The organism is Paracoccus albus (genome assembly GCF_027913035.1).
Classification (GTDB): Bacteria; Pseudomonadota; Alphaproteobacteria; order Rhodobacterales; family Rhodobacteraceae; genus Paracoccus; species Paracoccus albus.
Window position 1 is genome coordinate 90,706 of record NZ_CP115775.1, and the last position, 22,854, is coordinate 113,559.

Annotated in this window: 18 protein-coding genes and 2 pseudogenes; 16 read left to right on the plus strand and 4 right to left on the minus strand. The window is 58.8% G+C overall.

From position 1 onward, the window contains the following. Window positions 1–393 precede the first annotated feature (393 nt). Window positions 394–1,209 (minus strand): flagellar hook capping FlgD N-terminal domain-containing protein, encoded by an 816-nt coding sequence (locus tag PAF20_RS00440; RefSeq protein WP_353620614.1) that lies wholly within the window; start codon window positions 1,207–1,209, stop codon window positions 394–396. Further along, window positions 1,103–2,989, minus strand: a complete 1,887-nt coding sequence (locus tag PAF20_RS00445; protein ID WP_271071803.1) for a flagellar hook-length control protein FliK — start codon at window positions 2,987–2,989, stop codon at window positions 1,103–1,105. The genes PAF20_RS00440 and PAF20_RS00445 overlap by 107 nt, the downstream gene beginning before the upstream one ends. A gap of 87 nt (window positions 2,990–3,076) precedes the next feature. Here PAF20_RS00445 and PAF20_RS00450 point away from each other — a divergent pair, with 87 nt between their 5' ends. From PAF20_RS00450 to PAF20_RS00490, 10 genes and pseudogenes are all read left to right on the plus strand, one after another. Further along, window positions 3,077–3,301, plus strand: a complete 225-nt coding sequence (locus PAF20_RS00450; protein WP_271071804.1) for a hypothetical protein — start codon at window positions 3,077–3,079, stop codon at window positions 3,299–3,301. Further along, entirely contained in the window at window positions 3,285–3,602 is a 318-nt protein-coding gene (locus PAF20_RS00455) for a hypothetical protein (protein WP_271071805.1), read from the plus strand. Before PAF20_RS00450 ends, PAF20_RS00455 begins: the two co-directional genes overlap by 17 nt. 19 nt (window positions 3,603–3,621) lie before the next feature. Then, a complete protein-coding gene (locus PAF20_RS00460) occupies window positions 3,622–5,004 on the plus strand; it encodes a flagellin N-terminal helical domain-containing protein (RefSeq protein ID WP_353620602.1) in 1,383 nt (460 codons plus the stop codon). A 93-nt stretch (window positions 5,005–5,097) separates the two neighbouring features. Beyond that, window positions 5,098–5,466 carry a flagellar biosynthesis regulator FlaF gene (gene flaF / locus PAF20_RS00465; RefSeq protein ID WP_271071806.1) on the plus strand — a complete coding sequence of 123 codons (369 nt, stop codon included), beginning with the start codon at window positions 5,098–5,100 and terminating at the stop codon, window positions 5,464–5,466. After that, window positions 5,466–5,867 (plus strand): flagellar biosynthesis repressor FlbT, encoded by a 402-nt coding sequence (flbT, locus tag PAF20_RS00470; protein ID WP_271071807.1) that lies wholly within the window; start codon window positions 5,466–5,468, stop codon window positions 5,865–5,867. Before flaF ends, flbT begins: the two co-directional genes overlap by 1 nt. Before the next feature lie 179 nt (window positions 5,868–6,046). Further along, window positions 6,047–6,328, plus strand: a pseudogene (locus PAF20_RS18800) (DUF1217 domain-containing protein); the annotation flags it as partial. 35 nt (window positions 6,329–6,363) lie between these two features. Next, the gene (locus PAF20_RS00475; protein WP_271073219.1) at window positions 6,364–6,654 is read left to right on the plus strand and encodes a DUF1217 domain-containing protein; all 291 of its coding nucleotides are present in this window, start codon (window positions 6,364–6,366) and stop codon (window positions 6,652–6,654) included. 150 nt (window positions 6,655–6,804) lie between these two features. Next, entirely contained in the window at window positions 6,805–10,140 is a 3,336-nt protein-coding gene (gene carB / locus PAF20_RS00480; protein WP_271071808.1) for a carbamoyl-phosphate synthase large subunit, read from the plus strand. A gap of 142 nt (window positions 10,141–10,282) precedes the next feature. Further along, a pseudogene (tnpB, locus tag PAF20_RS00485) lies at window positions 10,283–10,492 on the plus strand (IS66 family insertion sequence element accessory protein TnpB); the annotation flags it as partial. Window positions 10,493–10,715: 223 nt separating this feature from the next. Further along, complete coding sequence (locus PAF20_RS00490; RefSeq protein WP_271073220.1) at window positions 10,716–10,991, plus strand: transposase domain-containing protein; 276 nt, start codon at window positions 10,716–10,718, stop codon at window positions 10,989–10,991. A 71-nt stretch (window positions 10,992–11,062) separates the two neighbouring features. Here the strand turns inward: PAF20_RS00490 and PAF20_RS00495 are convergent, their stop codons facing one another. Then, entirely contained in the window at window positions 11,063–11,548 is a 486-nt protein-coding gene (locus tag PAF20_RS00495; protein ID WP_271071809.1) for a hypothetical protein, read from the minus strand. A gap of 157 nt (window positions 11,549–11,705) precedes the next feature. Between PAF20_RS00495 and metG the strand changes: the two genes are divergently transcribed. The 3 genes from metG to rocF all read left to right on the plus strand — a co-directional run bounded on the left by metG (window position 11,706) and on the right by rocF (window position 15,275). Next, window positions 11,706–13,412: a methionine--tRNA ligase gene (metG, locus tag PAF20_RS00500; RefSeq protein WP_271071810.1), complete on the plus strand. Its 1,707-nt coding sequence runs from the start codon at window positions 11,706–11,708 to the stop codon at window positions 13,410–13,412. A 68-nt stretch (window positions 13,413–13,480) separates the two neighbouring features. Continuing rightward, entirely contained in the window at window positions 13,481–14,287 is an 807-nt protein-coding gene (locus PAF20_RS00505; RefSeq protein WP_271071811.1) for a sulfite exporter TauE/SafE family protein, read from the plus strand. A gap of 67 nt (window positions 14,288–14,354) precedes the next feature. Continuing rightward, window positions 14,355–15,275: an arginase gene (rocF, locus tag PAF20_RS00510; RefSeq protein ID WP_271071812.1), complete on the plus strand. Its 921-nt coding sequence runs from the start codon at window positions 14,355–14,357 to the stop codon at window positions 15,273–15,275. On the opposite strand, the gene PAF20_RS00515 is transcribed toward rocF, so the two are convergent. Continuing rightward, window positions 15,272–16,438 carry an MFS transporter gene (locus tag PAF20_RS00515; RefSeq protein WP_271071813.1) on the minus strand — a complete coding sequence of 389 codons (1,167 nt, stop codon included), beginning with the start codon at window positions 16,436–16,438 and terminating at the stop codon, window positions 15,272–15,274. The two genes, rocF and PAF20_RS00515, sit on opposite strands and share 4 nt — an antisense overlap. A gap of 288 nt (window positions 16,439–16,726) precedes the next feature. On the opposite strand from PAF20_RS00515, the gene PAF20_RS00520 reads away from it, so the two are divergent. The 3 genes from PAF20_RS00520 (at window position 16,727) to metH (ending at window position 22,790) form a co-directional block, all read left to right on the plus strand. Then, window positions 16,727–17,680: a 5-bromo-4-chloroindolyl phosphate hydrolysis family protein gene (locus PAF20_RS00520; RefSeq protein WP_271071814.1), complete on the plus strand. Its 954-nt coding sequence runs from the start codon at window positions 16,727–16,729 to the stop codon at window positions 17,678–17,680. Next, entirely contained in the window at window positions 17,680–18,462 is a 783-nt protein-coding gene (truA, locus tag PAF20_RS00525; RefSeq protein ID WP_271071815.1) for a tRNA pseudouridine(38-40) synthase TruA, read from the plus strand. Before PAF20_RS00520 ends, truA begins: the two co-directional genes overlap by 1 nt. A gap of 593 nt (window positions 18,463–19,055) precedes the next feature. Further along, window positions 19,056–22,790, plus strand: a complete 3,735-nt coding sequence (metH, locus tag PAF20_RS00530; RefSeq protein ID WP_271071816.1) for a methionine synthase — start codon at window positions 19,056–19,058, stop codon at window positions 22,788–22,790. Window positions 22,791–22,854: the final 64 nt, after the last annotated feature.

Below are 22,854 nucleotides of genomic sequence, written 5' to 3' on the forward strand. Positions count from 1 at the left end.
AAATATGCCAGCCCATAGGTTCATTTTCGCACTCACCGGATAGAAGCAAGGGACGTGATTGCTGCCAATATATCGATGAGAGGCAGTTCCTTTGCCAACTATACGCTTGGCGTGCTCGTGCAGGTGGGACTGAGCGTGAAAGCCTGAAGATATCTTGCCGATGAAACGGCATTACCTGCGGCGGCAGAGTTAAAGCAATATCTCATTCTAACGGCCAGGCGGGCCGCATATTGGGCGTGTCGATCGAATTCATACGCCTTAAGTGATATCAGCCGGACCTTCTGTTTGCGCAGAGACTGTCGGCAGGTTCTGCGTCTCTTCCTCCATTGATGTCCCAAAACGGAACGCGCACTTTGCCTCTGATCTGTATGTAAAATCGCGGCGACATCATGTTTACATACCACGAATGGCCAATGCTTCGACATCATCCGGTTTGGCCTTCGCGCCGCCTGAGAGAGTCAAATGAACTTCACCGTCTTGGCGCGCGACCTCCACGACGTCGGTATATGTCGGCACTTTCTCCGACGATATCATTTCGCCATGTCGAAAACGTTCGATCATGAAGCTATAAATGCCGACAGGTAAGGCCGCGCCTTTTGCGTCCAACGCTTGCCAATAAACGAGCCCTTGCTGATCCTCAACACGCTCTGACCTCACCCTGTCACCCTCAGCGTTCAGAGCTACCAAGAATACCTGATCGGCATTTGTGCTGTGGGGAATATCCATCATCAATGGATCGGCACCGACATAAACCGGCTGCGTTGTACGCACCTGCTTTCCGATCCAATCGGAATAGGCCGCCAAAGCATTCGCGCCGCCGGATTCCGTTAAATTCTTAAGAAGGTTATTGGTGTGAACCTGCTGCTCCACGCCGGAAAAAGTGGCGAGCTGAACCGCAAAATCTGACCCTTCCATCGGGTTGAGCGGGTCCTGATTTTTGATCTGTGCGGTCAGCATTTTCAGGAATGTCTGAAAATCACCGCCTACAATCAGTGCCTTTCCCGTCGGTTCTTTCAGCGGTTTTGTGGGCGCTGCCGCTTCGGCCTTGAAGGTCGTGGAAACTGCGCTGTTTACCATTGTGTCGTTCCTCTGGAGTTGTGGCTCACAAGCGGATGCTGATATGGCCGTCAGCTCGGGCGCTGGTATTCCCGTCGGGCTGTGGTTCGGCGTCCCCCGCTTCGACGTTGTGATCCGGTACCGCCTGCCCATTGCTGCGTTGGTCTTTCGCAAGCGTTCGCTGTTGATCTGTATTGTTTTCTTTGCTGTCGAAGGCCAATGTCATCTCGCCCGCCTTTAAGTCAGCAAGTTCCGCCGATAAAATATCAGCATTGCGACGCAAGAGGGCTAGCGTATCCGCGCGCTCAGCGGCAATCAAAACCGTCAGATGGCCGTCGGTACTGCGTACGCTGAAGCGGACCTTTCCCAATTCCTCCGGCGACAGAACCATTTCGGTTATCCCCTTCTCAGTCCGATTTAGCACAATCGATCCGGCCAACTGGCGCGCTATGTCGAGAGTTTTCGCAGCTGAGTTTATTTCCGGCGGGCCATGCGCCGGTTTTGGAGGGGGCGTCGAGGCGGATATTGGTGCCGCATCAGATCCAATAACCTTGGTATCCTGACCCTCTCCTTCTCTCTGAAGATGTCCGGTTAAATACTCTGCGTGCGCAAGCGTCCCGATATTTTTACCGGCTTTATTTATCGGCCAGGCAGAAGAATGCTCGATGTCGGGCGCGAGTGAAGCGATGAACTCCAAAGAGCTGCTCGCTTCCGGATGCGATAGGTCAGGAAGTAGAAAGTCGTTATATTCGCGCGTTTGAAGTATGGAACATCGGACGCCGATTGAAGATGAACGCGACTTCGCATCTATTGCAGCATTTTTCTGTTGCGAAACATTGTTCAAAATCCGGCCGGAAACGTATGACGCAGGATGGGGGCCGAAAAACAAGACTTTGAAAGCATTATCTTCTGGCGCATTCGAAGTTACATCGAACAGAGTTATATATTCGTCTGAAACTGCGGGCCCCGCTGGAAACGCCGGCTCCGGCGTCGGTTCTACCGAAGCATGATGCGTTCCGATTCGTGTAGCTTCACTTTCGTTGATGCAAGCCCTATGAGCACTCAACATACCTGATTGTGGAAGAGGTATCTGCGTCGCGATTGCAGAGATAGAAAGCTTGTCGTATCGCGCTGATCCAGCATATTTCGCGACTTCGTCGGTTGCCGCGAGCTTGGTATTGTCGACTGCATCTTTAGCGACTATCGGTCTGGGTTGTGACTCTATTGTAACGCTATTGCCAGTTTTCCCCCGGAATAGCGTCGGGCGTTGCTGCCAATAAGGGACCAGGTGCGGTACCGTCTCATTGTCTTGCCAGCAAATGCCAATACTGTCGCTTTTGGTTTGTGCGGCTCTGTGATCTTTTGGCGCCGCAATCCGATGGCTAGGCTGCACAACCAAACCGGATCGGCGCGTTCCGTTCTCTGTCGATGCAATGGCCGGGTGCCATGCTGTTCGAACTGGTTGTGGAACGCCTGAGGACCTCCCCACAGTAGCAGAAGGAGGAGCATGAAGAGCAATAGGCTCGCTAACATCCAATACTTTAGGCGACTTTTCCAGGTCGACCTCACTTGCGCCTATGTGTGACGAAGCCGTTGCGGTTGGTTCACTGAAGTTTGGTTCCTCACTGGACCGGCCGTGGTCGCAATGTGAGAAAAAAGATAACCTCTCAACCCGCCAAGATTTGTCATGCTGGCATGGCATATGGCCTGCGTTTGGCTTGCAGGTTGTATCATCGTCTTCTGCTAACTGTTGCGAAAACAAAGCGTCCGGAAGGTCGTTACTTTGGGGCCGAACGACGGGCCGAACTTCGGCTGCGATCGTATTATCAAAAAGCCACGCGAATGCCCCTTTCGAATGCGCGCTTGCGTCATTCTTGTTTTTCGATGATGACTGCTGGCCCTCGGGCAATGATCCAATGATTCGTAGTTCCATGGCTTATATCTACATAAAACGAGTTACTGAATATTTACGGTGCGCCGCGTATGTAAAGTATCATCGAAAAATAATGGTGGTGTAAGAATGGAAAAATTAAATAGTATGAGATTAAATGTTGCAATTCCATCTCAACGGTTGCAATCGGCTTTTTTGGAACAGGTGACTCAGCATATTTTGCCTCGAAGTGATTGTGGATATTTCTCTGGCGGCGCTGGCGAACAACATTTCACCTCCTTCCTTAACAGAGCCTATGCGGAGGCTTGGTCTTCTGCGGTTGATCTGGGGGTTAAGATTGGCAAAGATGATTAAGGTGCAATCTCTATTTGACGAAGCTGCGATGGCGTTGCGTGAAGGAAGGTGCGAAGATGCGGTCGATTATCTTATTGAGATTGAAAACAAAATCTTACTAGGATCTGTTGCCGTCGATGCAGGCTTTACTTCTTCCCTGGAAAGGCTTTCGGGACTTGCCGATGCGGTAGCGGCAGGCATCTCTGACGCGCGGACGATATTGGAGACAGCAGCGGGGGATATTCACCAATTGCGGACCTACGATGGATCCGGAAAAGAAAGGCAAGTTAACTCAGCGCCGAAGTCGCTCGGAAAATATTGAATAAAATGAGGCTGAAGGAGTGCTGGACTATCTGCGAAGTTTTCTCGTTTATAGATTTGGCTCTCAAATTGGGCTGGCGCTGAAAGCGTTCGGGGAAGTCCTGCGGTCAGAATGGCCGGAACTGGAAACGGCAAATGCCATTCTGACGGAGGACAATATGTCCAGCATTCTGACAAACAACGGCGCCATGGTCGCGCTGCAGACTCTCAAAGGTATCAATCAAAGCCTTGCAAAGACGCAGGATCAGATTTCGACTGGCAAGGTTATTAACTCTGCAAAGGACAACGCGGCGATCTGGGCAATCTCGAAGACGATGGAATCGGATGTTGCTTCGTTCAAGGCGATTGACCAGACTCTAGCCTTGGGTGAATCGACTGTGGCAACAGCACGGGCGGCAAGCCAATCGATTTCTGACCTGCTGAACAAGATCAAGGTGAAGGTCATTTCTGCGCAAGAGGCCGGAACCTCTGCCGAAGACCGAGCCAAGATTCAGAAAGACATCGACGCCATGAAAGAGCAGATCAAATCTGCTGTAAGCTCGGCGCAGTTCAGTGGCAAGAACCTGATCAACGGTACGACGACCAGCCCGATGAAGGTGATGTCTTCGCTTGACCGCAGCCTTGATGGACAGGTCACCGTTGGCACGATTGACGTTCAGACCTTTGATCTGCGGGTGGGTGATGGTTCCGCCGGTACGACCGTCAGTGGTCCCTCTGGTACCGTAACGGCGACCGATGGCGGCGGTGCTGCAAATATACCTGGCTCGCTAAGTTTTCAGGGTGGGGGCACTGCGTTGGCGGCCACCGACGTTTCCGCCGATACCACGGACGGAACGGCTCTGCTGGCCGGTGACAGGATCTCGCTGGATGTAGGTGGTACGTCATTTTCGTATACCGTTCAGGTCGGGGATGACATAAGCGCCGTCGTTAGCGGTCTGAACGCGGCCAAGACGGCGGCAAGCGCAGGGGGCACTCTGGCAGCGAGTGGTGGTCAGCTGACCTTTGATGCCGGCACCGGCAACGGGGACATGACGGTGGCGATGACCACGACGCGCGAAGTGGCCGCATCTGGCGCGGGCGGCGGCCTTGCTGCACTGCAGGGGCTTGATGTTACCGCAGAGGGCGGTGCCGCAAGTGCGCTGAATGAGATCGAAGGTTTGATCAAGGTGGCAGTTGACGCCGCAGCGAGCTTTGGTTCCGCCCAGGGTCGTTTCGAAACGCAGCGTGATTTCATCGGCAAACTGACGGACGCGATGCGCTCGGGTATCGGTGCGCTTGTCGATGCAAACATGGAAGAAGCATCGGCTCGTCTGCAAGCACTCCAGGTTCAGCAGCAACTGGCAACCCAATCACTGTCGATTGCGAACCAGGCGCCTCAGGCACTGCTGTCGCTATTCCGGTAGACGACGGTAAGGGGCGCAAGTCTGCGCCCCTTCTTTCGCTTGTTTGACATCGGCGACGATCCTTTAAGATACGGTGAATGAGGAGCAGAACTGTTGAATGCACAAGTTGCGCGTGGCTACGATTCTTTACTCGGTCAAGTGGCGACGCCACGAGAGATTGAGGCGCGTCTTTTTTTTCGGCTGAACTCAAGGCTTGCACGGGCACGCAGGGATCCCGATGCAAACAGTAAAGAGCTTGTCGAAGCTCTGCACGAGAACGAACGTCTTTGGACGCTGCTGGCGGTGGATCTTGCGTCCGATGAAAATAGCCTGCCGGCAGAGCTGAGGGCGTCGCTGCTTTCACTTTCAGGTTTTGTTATCAATCACAGTGCTCAAATTCGTCGTGGTGATGCATCTGTTGACGCGCTTCTGGACGTGAACCTGAGCATGATGCGTGGCCTTGGCGGCGAAGGAGGCTCTTGATGGCGGGGTTGTCGCTCAAGCTTGCACCGGGGGAGCGGATACTCATCAATGGTGCTGTGATAGAAAACGGTGACCGCCGCACAAGGATATCCATCCGCACACCCGCAGCAAATATCCTGCGGCTGAGGGACGCGATACACCCGGATCAAACGAATACGCCAGTGCGCCGCGCTTGCTACGAAGCCCAGCTTGTTCTGTCAGGGGATCGAGCGCAAGAAGAGGGTGCGCAGATACTTCTTCGTGAGGTGGAGCGGTTGACACAGGTCTTCGACGACAGCGATAGCCGCAACCTGCTGTCGGCCGCGACCACCTGCTGCATTGAAGGTAATTTCTACGGTGCGTTGCGTGCCCTCCGCAACCTTTTGCCGCGAGAGGCACGTCTGATGGCGGCTCGGACATGACCTTTCATGTGATGACTGGCACAGGTGGGTTGGCCGGTTGGGCGCTTCTGAAACGAACCGAGGCGCGGCAGACTGCCCTTGTCGCCCAAGACGGTGCCGTCAGACAGGCTGCAAGTAACTTTCGCCGGAAGATCGGCGGAATAGCCAGTGCGGATGCCCTCGTCTCGGACTTTCGTATGATGGATGTTGCGCTGCGGGCGTTCGGGCTGGAGCGTGATATTCCGCATAAGGCCTTCATCCGCAAGGTTCTTGAAAGCGACCTTGCTGACCCTCGCAGTCTTGCGAACCGCTTGACTGACAAAACCTATCGCAGGATGGCTGAGAATTTTGGTTTCGGCAGTCAGCGCGGCCAGCAGGCGCGACCCGATGATTTCGCCGATCGCATCGTGGCGTTGTATATCTCCAACATATTTGAGAATCGGGTGGGCGAAAGCGACAACAATCTGCGCCTGGCGCTCCACGCGCGGCGAGAGCTTGCTGCCTTGGCCGCCCGACCATCACAAGCGATACCAAATGGTATGAGGTGCTGGGAAATACGCCGCTGCGCAAAGTGTTTTCGACTGCCTTTGGGTTCGGCGCCGCCTATGGGCAATTGCCGATTGATCGTCAGCATGAGGAGTTCAGGCAAGCCGCCTGGCAGATGTTCGGCAGCGAAAATATGGGCCAGTTCACCGATCCGGATAAAGTCGAGACCCTGATCACAAGGTTCATCGCCCGGGATGCGATGAACCAGAGCACCGTCGCAAATCGCTATTCGACGGCCCTCGCTATTTTGACCGGTCGGTGAAAATGCCCGGCAAGGACGCGCATATGGTATGGCGGAGCCATCCATGGGGCTTCGGAAGAGAACCGGCAGCGGTGCCAACCCCTTGCGTCCCGGTCTCCTTTCACTATAACCCCGTTCGATTTGCCGAAAGAAAGCGCCCGGGGTCCCGACATGCCGAAGAGAACCGACATCAAGTCCATCCTCATCATCGGCGCAGGACCCATCGTGATCGGGCAGGCGTGCGAGTTCGACTATTCCGGTGCGCAGGCCTGCAAGGCGCTGCGCGAAGAGGGGTATCGGGTCGTTCTCGTCAACTCCAATCCGGCAACGATCATGACCGATCCGGAAATGGCCGATGCGACCTATATAGAGCCGATTACCCCCGGCATGGTCGAAAAGATCATTGCGGCCGAACGTCCCGATGCGCTGCTGCCGACGATGGGGGGGCAGACGGCGCTCAATACCGCGCTCGCACTGGCGGATGCGGGGGTGCTCAACAAATATGGGGTAGAACTGATTGGCGCACAGCGCGGCGCCATCGAAATGGCCGAGGATCGCAAGCTTTTCCGTGAGGCGATGGACCGGATCGGGTTGGAAAACCCCAAAGCAACCATCGTCACAGCGCCAAAAGACTCGCGTGGGAAGTACGATCTTGAGGCTGGCGTTCAGATCGCCCTGGATGCTCTGGAAGATATCGGCCTTCCCGCCATCATCCGCCCCGCCTTCACGCTTGGCGGCACGGGCGGTGGTGTGGCCTATAACCGTGAAGACTATGTTCACTTTTGCCGCTCGGGCATGGATGCCTCGCCCGTTGGGCAGATTCTGGTCGATGAATCGCTGCTCGGTTGGAAGGAATATGAGATGGAGGTCGTGCGTGACCATGCCGACAACGCGATCATCGTGTGTTCCATCGAAAACGTCGACCCTATGGGTGTCCATACCGGCGATTCGATCACCGTCGCGCCCGCGCTGACCCTGACCGACCGGGAATATCAGCGGATGCGGAACGGCTCGATTGCGGTTCTGCGCGAGATCGGGGTCGAAACCGGCGGCTCGAACGTGCAATGGGCCATCAATCCCGATGACGGCCGCATGGTGGTGATCGAGATGAACCCGCGCGTCAGCCGCTCTTCGGCGCTTGCTTCCAAGGCGACCGGCTTCCCGATTGCAAAAATCGCTGCGAAACTGGCGGTGGGCTATACGCTGGATGAACTGGACAACGACATCACCAAGGTCACCCCGGCGTCGTTCGAGCCGTCGATTGACTATGTTGTCACCAAGATCCCGCGCTTCGCCTTCGAAAAATTCCCCGGCTCCAAGCCCGAGCTCACCACGGCGATGAAGTCCGTGGGCGAGGTCATGGCCATCGGCCGGACCTTCCACGAATCGCTTCAAAAGGCGCTTGCCTCGATGGAGAATGGCCTGACCGGCCTTGACGATATCGAGATTCCCGGCGCCTTGGATGAGGGCAAGCCTGCCATTGTTCGCGCCTTGTCGAACCAGACCCCTGACCGCATTAGGGTCATTGCGCAGGCCATGCGCCACGGGCTGAGCGATGACGAAATCCATGCCGTCACCGCCTTTGAGCCCTGGTTCCTTGCCCGCATCCGCGAAATCGTCGAAACCGAAAACCGTATTCGCGATAACGGGCTGCCCGATGCAGAAGGTCTGCGTGCGCTGAAGATGATGGGCTTCTCGGACGCCCGCCTTGCCGCGCTGACCGGGCGCGAGGAATCCGACATCCGCCGGACCCGCCACGATAACGGCATCAACCCGGTCTTCAAGCGCATCGATACCTGCGCCGCCGAGTTTGAGGCGCAGACCCCCTATATGTATTCTACCTATGAATCCCCCGCGATGGGCGAGGTGGAGAATGAGGCACGGCCGTCAGACCGCAAGAAGGTCGTTATCCTCGGCGGCGGTCCGAACCGGATCGGGCAGGGGATCGAGTTCGACTATTGCTGCTGCCACGCCTGTTTCGCGCTGACCGATGCCGGCTATGAAACCATCATGGTCAACTGCAACCCCGAGACGGTCAGCACTGACTACGACACCTCGGACCGGCTTTATTTCGAACCGCTGACGCTGGAACATGTGCTGGAAATCCTGTCGGTCGAGCAGGAAAACGGCACGCTGCACGGCGTCATCGTCCAGTTCGGCGGCCAGACCCCGCTGAAGCTGGCCAATGACCTGGAAGCCGCCGGCATCCCGATCCTCGGCACCTCGCCCGACGCCATCGACCTGGCAGAGGATCGCGAGCGGTTTCAGCAAATGCTTCAGGAACTGGGCCTCAAACAACCCGTCAACGGCATAGCCCATAGCGATGAGGAGGCCCGCGACATCGCGGCGCGCGTCGGCTTTCCGCTGGTGATCCGCCCTTCCTACGTCCTCGGCGGCCGCGCGATGGAAATCGTGCGCGATATGGACCACCTCAACCGTTACATCACCCATGCGGTCGATGTGTCGGGCAAGAACCCGGTCCTGCTCGACAGCTACCTTTCCGGCGCGATAGAGGTTGATGTCGACGCCCTTTCCGACGGCGAAACCGTCCATGTCGCCGGCATCATGGAACATATCGAAGAAGCTGGCGTCCATTCCGGCGATTCCGCCTGCTCGCTGCCGCCGCACACGCTGGATGCCGCGACCATCGATGAATTGAAACGTCAGACCGTCGCCATGGCGCAGAAACTCGGCGTTGTCGGGCTGATGAACGTTCAGTTCGCGATCAAGAACGGCGAAATCTTCGTCCTCGAAGTCAACCCTCGCGCAAGCCGCACCGTCCCCTTCGTCGCCAAGGCCACGGACAGCGCCATCGCCTCTATCGCCGCGCGTCTCATGGCGGGGGAACCGATGTCGAACTTCCCCGCGCGCGAACCCTATCCGGACGGCGTCGGCCCAGAGGACGATCTGCCCTTCGCCGACCCGCTGACGCTCGCCGACCCGATCACGCCGTGGTTCTCGGTCAAGGAGGCCGTCCTTCCCTTCGCCCGCTTCCCCGGCGTCGACACGCTGCTCGGCCCCGAGATGCGCTCTACTGGTGAAGTCATGGGCTGGGATCGCAACTTCCCTCGCGCCTTCCTGAAGGCTCAACTTGGCGCGGGCGTCCAGCTTCCGCATAGCGGCGCAGTTTTCCTGTCAATCAAGGATGCCGACAAGACAGAGGCGATGGCACAGGCCGCCCGCGACCTGACCGCCATGGGCTTCACCATCATCGCGACAACCGGCACCGCGGATTTCCTTGCACAGAACGGGGTGGAGTCCGAACGTGTGAACAAAGTCTATGAGGGCCGCCCGAACATCGTCGACCGCTTGAAAAACGACGAGATCGCCATGGTCCTGAACACGACCGAGGGCGCCCAAGCCATCGCCGACAGCCGCGAAATCCGCGCCGTCGCGCTGTATGACAAGATCCCGTATTACACGACGGCTGCGGGGAGCATCGCGGCCGTGGCCGCGATCAAGTCGCGTGGGGAAGGGGAAGTCGGGGTGAGAAGTCTGCAGGCTTGACGGTGACATTCTCGCTTTGTTTTTTCCCCAGTCGGCACGTCCATGGATGTTAGTGCTTATCGCGGTTCTGCGCTGCAGCCTGTCTGCCAGATAGTAAACCCCGACAACCGTCGCGACCAACATTCAAAAAAAGAGAAAAGACTGCCTGTTCAGCAAGCGATTGGAGAGGGGCCGGTTTGTCTGGCCGGCCGCGAAGGACGGCAAAGTCAGCCTCAGTTCATCGATGCTGGCATTGCTTCTGGAAGGCATTGACTGGCGCATACCGCGAAAGACGTCGCGCCCTCTCACGACCGGAGATTTGTCACAAAATTCAGCATCATCAGCTGCCCTTGCGAGGGGTACGGCGGTATAAATCCAGCCAAGCTGGCGACACCTCGAACCTTGCCTTCCGATCCCGATGAACTCCGTGCGGTGGCGGAGCATTTGCGCGGTCTGGCCAAGGTTTCCAGCCCTGAAGGTCGAGAAGCTGGGACATCAACCCGCGGGTCATCGCAAGGTAGGGTTCGGCTTCAAATCGGAGAGCCTCGATCAACTGGCATTTGACCTGTCGGTAGACCGCGAGATCGTCGCGGCTGCTGCGCGGGCCTTATCTCGATAACGGCCAGCTGGAGCTGGACAACAATATCTGTGAACGATCAATCAGGCTGCTGAGTGTCGGGCGGAGGAAATATCTGCTCATGAGGGCCGAAAGCGGCGGCAAGGCCGCAGCGATTGCCTGCACCCTCATCGAAATCGCCCGCATGAACGCAGCGGATTCCGAGGTCTGGCTCACCTGGGTGCTCACCAAAATCGCCGATCACAAGATCAGCCGCCTCGACGATCGCGCAGCCTGGAATTGGCTGCCGGGTTGAAAGTCAACGGAAATCACGCCGCAAGGACACGATGTAAACAATGCGGCGCTAATAAAATAAGTAAACTGGCTCTAGTTTGCCGGTGCGTCTGCCGCAGCCTCAGCTTTGGTTGCGGATGATGTCTGCGAATCTTTGATCCTTCGCGCTTTGCCCTGCTCATCCTCACTCGATTGGGTCGCGGGCGCGGCTTTAACTGATTCATCTTCAGCTTCGGGACTGTTCGCAGTGCTCTGGACAGATATGCTCGGGTTCTTCGAAGATGTATCAACTAATGCCGGGCCGGGTGCCGGCTCTGTAGCAGTTTCAGCAACGTCCGGGCCCGCATCCAACCGGCTTACACGGTCGGAAAGAAGCTCTCCAGTTTCGATGTCATAGACCGATTCGAGCACGAATTCTCTCCGAACCGCGCGCAACTTAAGCTGCCCATCTATCTCTGTGAATTCGATATTCTTGTAGCCCTGGGCCGCAAGTTGCGAATGGATGCGACTTTCCGAGACCTGTGCCGGAGCGGGCGCGGCAAGGAGCAGAAAAGGCAATACGGATAGCGCTGCGCGCATTCAGCAATCCGTTGGTAGCGACCATTCAATTATGCCGCAAACGAAGGCAGTGGTCTATTGTCTACTTATACAACCCATCAAAATTCTCGTTACCGCGCAGGCCTTTCCAAGGCTGCAACCAAAGGTTAAATACCCGCAAAAGTACCGGGAAAGCTTAATGGCACGCCACCTCATCACATCCGCCCTGCCGTATATCAACGGGATCAAACATCTGGGCAATCTTGTCGGCTCTCAGCTGCCCGCCGACCTGTTCGCCCGATATCTGCGCGGGCGCGGTCATGAGGTGATGTTTATCTGTGCCACCGACGAACATGGCACCCCGGCAGAGCTTGCCGCCGCCAAGACCGGTGAACCTGTGGCCGAATATTGCCGCCGGATGCATGCCGAGCAGTCGAAGCTGGCCGATGGGTTCGGGTTGTCCTTCGATCACTATGGCCGCTCTTCCAGCGAGCAGAACCGAAAACTGACGCAACATTTCGCCGGCCGCCTCGACGAAGAGGGCCTTATCCGCGAGGTGAACGAGAAGCAGGTCTATTCCATCGACGACGGCCGCTTCCTGCCCGATCGCTATATCGAGGGCACCTGCCCAAATTGCGGCTATGAAAAAGCACGCGGCGACCAGTGCGAAAACTGCACCAAGCAGCTTGACCCAACCGATCTGATTGATCCGCGCAGCGCGATTTCGGGCAGCACCAATCTGGAAGTGCGCGAGACTAAGCACCTGTTCCTTCGCCAGTCCGCTATGCGTGACAAGATCGCGGAATGGATCGACAGCAAGGCGGATTGGCCCGTTCTGACGACCTCGATCGCGAAGAAATGGCTGTTCGACGGTGACGGGCTTCAGGATCGCGGCATCACGCGTGACCTCGACTGGGGCGTGCCGGTGCAAAAGGGCGACGCGCCCTGGCCGGGGATGGAGGGCAAGGTTTTTTACGTCTGGTTCGACGCGCCCATCGAATATATCGGCGCAACGGCAGAATGGGCCGATGCGAATGGCGGCGATTGGGAACGCTGGTGGCGGACCGACAAGGGTGCGGATGATGTGACCTACACCCAGTTCATGGGCAAGGATAACGTGCCTTTCCACACGCTTGGGTTTCCGACAACGATCATGGGCTCGGACGAGCCGTGGAAGCTGGTCGACTATATCAAGTCGTTCAACTACCTGACCTATGATGGCGGACAGTTCAGCACCTCTCAGGGGCGTGGCGTGTTCATGGATGACGCGCTTGAGTTGCTGCCTGCCGACTACTGGCGTTGGTGGCTTCTGTCCCACGCGCCCGAATCCGGCGACAGCGAGTTCACCTGGGAGAATTTCCAGCAATCGGTGAACAAGGACCTTGCCGATGTGCTTGGCAATTTTGCCAGCCGGATCACGAAATTCTGCCGCTCTAAATTCGGAGAGGCCGTCCCCGAAGGCGGCGAGTGGGGCGAGGCAGAGCGTGAGTTGGCGCAAGCGCTGACCACCCGCATCCGCGCCTATGAAAGCCTTATGGACAAGATGGAGATCCGCAAAGCTGCCGGTGAACTCCGCGCGATCTGGGTGCTGGGGAACGAATATCTTCAGGCGGCCGCGCCCTGGGCGACTTTCAAGGAAGACCCGGAAAAGGCTGCAATGCAGGTTCGCCTTGGCCTGAACCTGATTGCGCTTTACGCCAACCTTTCCGCCCCCTTCATCCCATTCACCACAGCCACCCTGCGTGAGGCCATGAAAAGCGGCACGGACTGGCCCGACGATGTCGACGCAGCGCTGAATGCCCTGCCGCCCGGCCATGCTTTCACGGTACCCGATAACCTGTTCGCCAAAATCACGGACGATCAGCGCGACGATTGGGCAGAGCGCTTTAAGGGAGCGCGCGCCTGATCGAGACAAAGCAGATGAACGACTGATCTGGACATCGGCAAGAGCGCCGCGTCTAGTCGGACCTGTCCTTGCGGCGGAATTTTCTGCCGCGCCGCAATCTGCCTTGGCCGGTCATGCCCTTTGAGCCCAAAATTCTGATCTTCTGTGCCGTCGCGGCCCTTGCGGCGTGGGTGCAGACACTGACCGGCTTCGCGCTCGGGTTGATCCTTATGGGGGTGACGGGCGCGCTTGGGCTTATGCCCGTTCCACAGGCGGCCGCGATTACCTCTCTGCTGGTGATGGTCAACGCGGTGCTGGTGCTGTCTCGGGGCTGGCGTGATGTGGATCGCCCGGCGCTGAGGCTGATCCTTGCGGGCGCTTTTCCGGCACTCGTGTTGGGCTATTTTCTGCTGCACTGGCTGGCGGGGACGGCGTTGGGCCTGTTGCAGCTCCTGTTGGGTCTGGTGATCGCCGGCTCTGCGGCGCAACTGGCAGCGCGGCCCGCCCTGCGCAAAACACGCTCTCGGCCCTCCACATTTTGTCTGGCAGGTCTGGCGGGGGGCACGATGGGCGGGCTTTTTGCCACGACCGGACCACCCGTTATCTGGCACCTCTATCGCCAGCCCATGAATCTGGCATCCGTGCGGGTAACACTGGTCGCGACCTTCCTGCTGACCCAGATCCTTCGCACCGGCCTCGTGATCGCTGGCGGCGGGATCACGCGGTCGCTGCTGATCGGCGCTGTCGTCGCTGCGCCTGCGGTTGTATTCGGCACATGGCTCGCCCGTCGCTTTCCGCCACCGGTTCAGACCGCGACGATCCGCAAGGTCGCGCTTGGCCTGTTGTTCATGTCGGGTTTGTCGCTGATCCTCTCGGCGCTTGGCAGACTGGTTTAGGCTGGCAGGCACTGGCATGAAGCGGCTGGCTCAGCTATTTAACTCACGAAACTGACAGGGGAATCCCATGACACATTGCATCCTGATCGGCGCACCGGTGGACGAGGGGCAGCGCGTTCCCGGCTGCATGATGGGGCCATCTGCCTATCGTGTCGCAGGGCTGGGCAAGGTGCTGGAATCGCTTGGCCACACGGTAGAGGATCGCGGCGATGTGCAGCGCGGCCCCCTGGGTGAGGAAACACACGAAAACAGCGCAATCCATCACTTGCCAGAGGTTGTTGCATGGACCAAGGCGCTGTCTGCTTCGGCGCAGGTTGCCATGCCCGATGGTGTGCCGATCTTCATGGGCGGCGATCATTCGCTGGCACTGGGCACGGTTGCAGGCGTCGCTGCCCATGCAAAGGCGGCAGAGCGTCCGCTGTTCGTGATCTGGCTGGACGCGCACAGCGATTTTCATACGCCCGAGACCACGACTTCCGGCAATCTGCATGGCACCCCGATGGCCTATGCCTCGGGCCGTGACGGTTTTGCACCTTTCCCGCCTTTCCCCGCCCCCGTCCCGGCAGAAAATATCTGCATGTTCGGCATCCGCAGCGTCGACCCGGCGGAGCACGCCATGCTGCAGGAAACCGAGATCACCGTGAACGATATGCGCGTGCTGGATGAGCGAGGCATTGTTGCGCCCCTTCGCGAGTTCCTTGAGCGCGTTCGCGCCGCCAACGGTTTGCTGCATGTTTCACTGGACGTCGATTTCCTCGACCCCGCCATCGCACCTGCCGTCGGCACGACGGTACCGGGCGGCACGACCTTCCGCGAGGCGCATCTCGTCTGCGAGATCCTGCATGAATCCGGGCTCGTGACGTCGTTGGATCTGGTAGAGTTGAATCCGTTTCTGGATGATCGCGGCCGCACGGCAAAGCTGATGGTCGACCTGGTTGGTTCCATGATGGGCCAGAAAGTGTTCGACCGCCGCACGCGCAGCTTCTAGCGCCAGACCGTTCGCAGCGACCGGATACCAAAGGCCGGCCCAAGCGCCAGCAGCAGAAGCGTCAGGCGCCACCCAATCTCTCCCGCAACGACGGGTGTAAGCTGCACCGTGAAAATGGTCAGCGTGAAGCCAAGTGCCGTCTGCAGCGCCATGAGGCTGCCCGCCAGATCGGGCGGCGCATTATCGGCGATCAGGGCGGAAAACTGCGCACTGTCCGGGATGATCGTCGCGCCCCAGAACAGCAGCAGCGCAAACATCAACCAGACAGGCCCGCCGAAGGCCGCCGCACTGGCGACGCCAGCCAGCCCCGACAACCACATCGTGCCAGCCGCAATACGCGCCTTGCCAAACCGATCCGCCAGTTCCCCCGCCGGAACGCAGAAACACGCGCCAAGCGCGATTGCCGCAAATGCCGTCAGCGCAGAGAGGTTTTCGGTTGGTTTTGGCGGCAATCTCTGCGCATAGCTTGTCGCCGCCGCCACGCCGATCCATGTCCACAGGGCATAAAGCTCCCACATATGACCAAGATAGCCGCCCGTCGCCGCGCGGATCGGCCGGTCCGTCCAGATCAGCCGGATCGCCCGAAAATCAAAGCTAAGCGCACGCGCATGATACGGGCCAAGCTGCAGCCGCAAAGCCAGAACCGAGGCGAGAACAGAGGCGGTACCGGCAAAGACAATCACCACACGCCAGTTCAGCCCACCCAGCAATGTCACCAGATGCGGCATAGCGGAACCAAGCGTCAGCGCACCGACCAGCAGGCCGACCAGGTAGCCGCGATCTGTGCGCCCCCAGCCGATCATGATTTTCATCCCGACCGGATAAATCCCCGCAAACCCGACCCCCGCCAGAAAGCGAAGCAACACCGAAACCGGCGTGCCCGGCATGAACACCAGCAGGCCAAACGTCAGCAACCCGTTCATCAGTGCCGCCGCAGCCAGCACCTTGCGCGGGTCCAGACGATCCGCGATCCCGGTCACTGCAACGCCAAGTGCACCCACGACGAACCCAGCCTGCACCGCTGATGACAACAGCGCATGAAGGCTGCCCGGAATACCGCGGTCTCTGGCTATATCAAAGATTGCGGCACCTGTCGCGAACCATGGCGACATGCCCAGAATGACTGTCAGGCAAAGCATAAGTGTCTCAGATTTTTTTGACATGCCTGCCTCCTCCCCTTGCGCCGCTTACTCTGCCTCGTCCGGCATGTATCTTTGCGACGTAAGGCGTTAACGTTACTTGTCGTGACTTGTCACGCTAAAAGGAAACTCATTCAAGCAGCCTTGGTAATCAAACCTGCTGTTGCAATCCCGGAACCCCCGGCCCATCTGATCATTGACCCGAAAACGGAGTGAACGATGTCCCGCAAGGCCACACAAAGGCTGTCATTCTACCTGCTGTTCCTGCTGACGCTTTACGCGTCGCTGGCCGGCGCAGCGTAGGAGGTCGAGATGGCCAAACGCTTTGGCGGACGCTTTTCCCCCGGCGCGCAGGACATGCCGCAACCCAAGGGAGAGCCGGTTCACCCGCTGGAATCGCGGGTCAAATGGATCACGATTGCCGCGATCCCTTTTTTGATCACTGCCTTCTGGCAAGAGCCTTTGGGGTTGGTCACGAACCTCGCTGGTTTCGGTGTCGTGGCGCTCGGCTCTTTGCTGACACGCGAAGGCCTGCAGGCAGAGGCCGCCTATAATGCCCGGCGGGTCGCCCGGCGACCGGCCTGGCCACGCAAGCTGTTCGGTGGTGTCTTAACCGGGCTTGGGCTTGCCGTTGGTGCCTACGCCCCGGATGCAGCCGCAGGCGCCGCGCTGATCGGTGTCGCGGGCCTTGGACTGCATTACCTTTCCTTCGGCCCGGACCCGATGCGTGACAAGGGAATGGAGGGCGTCGATCAGTTCCAGCAGGACCGCGTCGCCCGCTTCGTGGCAGAGGGCGAGGATTATCTTGCCGGAATGCTCGACGCGATCCGTCGCACTGGCGACAGGCGGCTTGAAGCGCGCGTTCAGGTCTTCGCCGAGACCGCGCGCGAACTGTTCCGCCGGGTCGAGGAAGACCCCGGCGATCTCGCCGCCGCGCGTCGCTATCTCGGCGTCTACCTGATGGGCGCGCGCGACGCGACGGTGAAATTTTCCGATCTTTATGCTCATACCAGAGACCAGAAAGCGCGTGAGGATTACGAGGCCCTTCTGACCGATCTCGAAGGCAATTTCGCCGCGCGGACACGATCCCTGATCGAAGGCGGACGTACGGATTTCGACATCGAGATGCAGGTTCTCCGCGACCGTCTTGCGCGCGAGGGCGTGCGCCCAGCAGAGACCGAGCGTGCCGCCCTGGAAGATCGGCGCGGCGTGGAATTGACTGATCTTATTCGTGAAACCGTGAAGTCGGGGCGGAAGACCGACTGATGCCGCGCTATGCGTTTCGGGTGGAATATGACGGCGCACCGTTCTCTGGCTGGCAGGCTCAGGCCGGGCAACCAAGCGTTCAGGGCGCGATAGAGGCGGCTTTGGGCAGGCTCGATCCGGGCTTTGCCCAAGGCGCGCGGATCGCGGCGGCGGGGCGCACGGACGCCGGTGTCCATGCCTCTGGGCAGGTCTTCCACGCCGACCTGGTGAAGGAGTGGCAGGTATTTCGCCTGGGCGAGGCGCTGAACTGGCACCTCAAACCCGATCCCGTTGCGGTGACGGCTGTTGTCCCGGTTGAGGACGATTTTCACGCCCGGTTTTCGGCGTTGGAGCGGCGATATACGTTTCGGCTGGTGGCACGGCGGGCGCCGATCGTGGCGGATCGCGGTTGGGTTTGGCAGGTGCTGAAACCGCTTGATGTAGAAGCGATGCGGGTGGCGGGACAGCATCTAGTAGGGCGGCATGACTTTACCACCTTTCGCAGCACGATGTGTCAATCCGCCTCTCCGGTGAAAACGCTGGATGAGATACGGATTGAGGCACTCGACTACCCCGCCGGGCAGGAGGTGCGCTTTCACCTGCGCGCCAGAAGTTTCCTTCATAATCAGGTGCGTAGCATCGTTGGCACGCTGGAACGCGTCGGCGCCGGCGCGTGGGAGCCGAGCCGCGTCAAGGCGGCGTTGAAGGCGCGCGACCGGGCGGCTTGCGGGCCGGTTTGTCCGCCCCAGGGGCTTTCGCTGACGGGGGTGGGCTATGACCCCGACCCGTTTGGCAGCGCATGATATCGCACCCGTAGCGCGACTATGACGCGGATATAATCCTGCGACTTGATGGGCGAGGTGTCAGGCGTCACGGCGAAAAGCGATTGATTCTGACCCTGATGCGTCTTCTTTCCTGCCCACGCTGCGGAGAAAATACTTCGATCTGCTTCGGCTTGAAGCATAAGATCATTCAACACGCGGCCGACAAACATTGCGTTTTCTATCACGGCTTTTACATCGTCTGGCCGTCGAAATAATGTCGACATCCTCCGCAGGGTTCTGTCGAGCGATCGCGTCCACATATTGCTGCGGGTGCCGCCTAAGCGCGCCATTTCGATCTTCGCGCGCTTGATGAAGGCAATACCTGAAACGGGCGTTCCCTCCTATCCGCTAACCCTCCTGTGCCGGTTGCTGATTGGGCACAGGCCACTTTTGCATCGAAAGCGGTCCATTACAGGAGAAATCATGTTTCTATACTTCGAAAATCAAATCAGCGGTCCTATCCGACGGTCGTGGAGTATGAACGGCACTCATTTTAAAAATGCACATCATGAATTTGCCGGCCAACCCGTCAACTGCTAGAAGCGCGTATTCTAATCCTGACAGGTGACCTCGTGGCCGAACTTCCCCGCTCTGATGTATTTGCCCAGCTTCGCAAGCTTGCACAGGGTCGCATCCTGATCCTTGACGGGGCGATGGGGACGCAGATTCAGGATCTGGGCCTGTCCGAGGATGATTATACCGGCCACGGCGCGGGCTGTGCCTGCCACATCCATTCGGATCACCCGCAGAAGGGCAATAACGACCTTCTGAACCTGACCCGCCCCGACGCGATCGAAGAAATCCACTACCGCTACGCGATGGCGGGCGCGGATATTGTGGAGACGAACACCTTTTCTTCGACCACTATCGCGCAGGCGGATTACGGGTTGGAGGACAAGGTCTATGATCTGAACGTTTCCGGCGCGAGGCTGGCGCGTGCCGCGCTTGACCGGGCCACGGCTGAAGACGGGCGCCCGCGTTTCGTAGCCGGAGCGCTTGGCCCGACGAACCGCACGGCCTCTATCAGTCCGGATGTGAATAACCCCGGCTTCCGGGCAGTTACGTTCGATGAACTTGCGACCGCCTATGCCGAACAGATCCGTGGATTGATGGATGGTGGCGCGGATCTGATCCTGATCGAGACGATCTTTGACACGCTGAACGCCAAGGCCGCTGTTTTCGCCTGCGAAGAGGTGTTCAAGGAAAAGAACCTGCGCCTGCCGGTGATGATATCCGGTACGATCACCGATCTGTCGGGCCGCACGCTTTCGGGTCAGACACCCACGGCCTTCTGGCATTCCATCCGCCACGCCCAGCCCCTGACCGTGGGTCTGAACTGCGCCTTGGGAGCCGAGGCGATGCGCCCGCATCTGGCGGAAATTTCGGACGTGGCGGACACGCTTGTCTGCGCCTATCCCAATGCCGGTCTGCCGAATGAGATGGGGGCCTACGACGAAACGCCCGATCAGATGGCCGCGCAGGTGGCCGATTTCGCGCGGGAAGGGCTGGTCAATATCGTCGGCGGCTGCTGCGGCTCGACGCCGGAGCACATCCGCGCCATCGCCCGCGCCGTGGCCGATATGCCGCCGCGCGAGATCCCCGAGATCGCCCCCGCCCCGCGCCTTTCGGGGCTGGAGCCGTTTACCAAGACCGACGATATCCCATTCGTGAATGTGGGGGAGCGGACGAACGTCACCGGCTCTGCCCGGTTCCGCAAGCTGATCACGAATGGCGACCTGGCCGCTGCTTTGGATGTGGCCCGTGATCAGGTCGAAAACGGTGCCCAGATTATCGACATCAATATGGATGAAGGCCTGATCGACAGCGAAAAGGCGATGGTCGATTACCTGAATCTCATCGCGTCCGAGCCGGACATTGCCCGCGTGCCGATCATGGTCGATTCATCGAAATGGGAGGTGATCGAGGCCGGGCTGAAATGCATTCAGGGCAAGCCGGTCGTGAACTCGATTTCCCTGAAAGAGGGCGAGGAGGCATTCCTGCAACACGCCCGCCTGTGCCGCGCCTATGGTGCGGCGGTGGTCGTCATGGCTTTCGACGAAACCGGGCAGGCGGATACCGAAAACCGCAAGGTCGAAATCTGCACCCGCGCTTATGAGCTGCTGACGCAGGAGGTCGGTTTTCCGCCCGAGGACATCATCTTCGATCCGAATATCTTCGCCGTGGCGACCGGGATCGAGGAACACGACAACTACGGCGTCGATTTCATCAATGCCACGCGCCGCATCACTCAGACCCTGCCACATGTGCATATCTCGGGCGGGGTCTCGAACCTGTCTTTCAGCTTCCGCGGCAATGAACCGGTGCGCGAAGCGATGCATGCGGTCTTCCTGTACCACGCCATTCAGGCGGGCATGGATATGGGTATCGTCAACGCGGGGCAGCTGGCCGTTTATGACCAGATCGACGCCGACCTGCGCGAGGCCTGCGAAGATGTGGTGCTGAACCGCCGCAGCGATTCGACCGAACGGATGCTGGAGATCGCCGAGAAATATCGCGGCGAGGGCGGGGCCAAGACGCGCGAAAAGGATATGTCCTGGCGCGAATGGCCCGTCGAGAAGCGGCTGGAACATGCGCTCGTGAACGGCATCACCGAATTCATCGAAGGCGATACCGAGGAAGCCCGCGCACAAGCCGAGCGCCCGCTGCATGTCATCGAAGGCCCGCTTATGGCCGGGATGAATGTCGTGGGCGACCTGTTCGGGGCCGGCAAGATGTTCCTGCCGCAGGTGGTGAAATCGGCCCGCGTGATGAAACAGGCCGTGGCTTATCTGCTGCCCTATATGGAGGCCGAAAAGGCCGCGTCGGGCGAGGCGAATACCAATGGCAAGATCCTGATGGCGACGGTCAAGGGCGATGTGCATGACATCGGCAAGAACATCGTCGGCGTCGTGCTCGCCTGTAATAATTACGAGATCATCGATCTGGGCGTCATGGTCCCCGCGACCAAGATTCTGGAGGTCGCGAAGGCGGAAAAGGTCGATGTGATCGGGCTGTCGGGGCTGATCACGCCCTCGCTGGACGAAATGGTCCATGTCGCGTCCGAGATGGAGCGCGAAGGTTTCGACATTCCCCTGTTGATCGGTGGCGCGACCACCAGCCGCGTGCATACGGCGGTGAAGATCAACCCGCGCTATCACAAGGGGCAGACGGTCTATGTCACCGATGCCAGCCGCGCGGTCGGGGTCGTGTCCTCTTTGCTGTCGGATCAGAAGCCCGCCTATGTGGCGAATATCCGTAGCGAATATGAAGACGTGGCCGAGAAATATAATCGCGGCGACCGCAACAAGCGCCGCCTGCCGTTGCAGGAAGCGCGTGACAATGCCGTGAAGGTCGATTTCGACAACTGGCAGGCAACCGCGCCGAAGTTTTTCGGGCCCCGCGTGATCGAGGATTTCGATCTGGCGGAAATCGCCCGCTATATCGACTGGACGCCTTTCTTCCAGACATGGGAAATGAAGGGCGTTTATCCGCGCATTCTCGATGATGAAAAGCAGGGCGAGGCGGCGCGGGCGCTGTTTGCCGATGCGAAGAAGATGCTGGCAGAGATCATCGAAAAGAAATGGTTTACGCCGCGTGCCGTGATCGGCTTCTGGCCCGCGAACCGGGTCGGCGATGACATTCGCCTGTTCACGGATGAAGGCCGCAGCGAAACACTTGCCACATTCCACACCCTGCGCCAGCAGCTTGAAAAGCGGGAAGGCCGTCCGAATGTAGCACTGGCGGATTTCGTGGCGCCCGAAGGTCAGCCGGATTATGTCGGCGGTTTCGTGGTCACTTCTGGCCCGCAGGATCACGAATTTTCCGCGCGGTTCAAGGATGCCGGTGACGATTATTCGGCGATCATGGTGCAGGCCCTTTCTGATCGGTTCGCGGAAGCCCTTGCTGAACTGATCCATCAAAGGGTTCGCCGCGACCATTGGGGCTATGCCGCCACTGAAGATCTGTCGAACGAAGATCTGATTGCAGAAGGTTATGACGGCATTCGTCCGGCGCCCGGCTATCCGGCGCAGCCCGATCATACCGAGAAAGTCACACTGTTCGAGCTTTTGAAGGCAACAGAGGCGACGGGCGTTGAGCTGACGGAGTCGATGGCAATGTGGCCGGGGTCGTCGGTGTCCGGGATCTATATCGGCCATCCCGGCGCTTATTACTTTGGTGTCGCCAAAGTTGAGGCGGATCAGGTTGCGGATTATGCCAAGCGCAAGGGAATCGAACTTGCCGAGGCCGAACGCTGGCTTGCACCAATCCTGAACTATGTGCCGTCATCCGCTGTGGCGGCCGAATAAGTCAGAACGAATCGAAGTGCCGCAAAGAAATGCGGCACTTCGTGAGGTGTCACGCAGAAGCGAC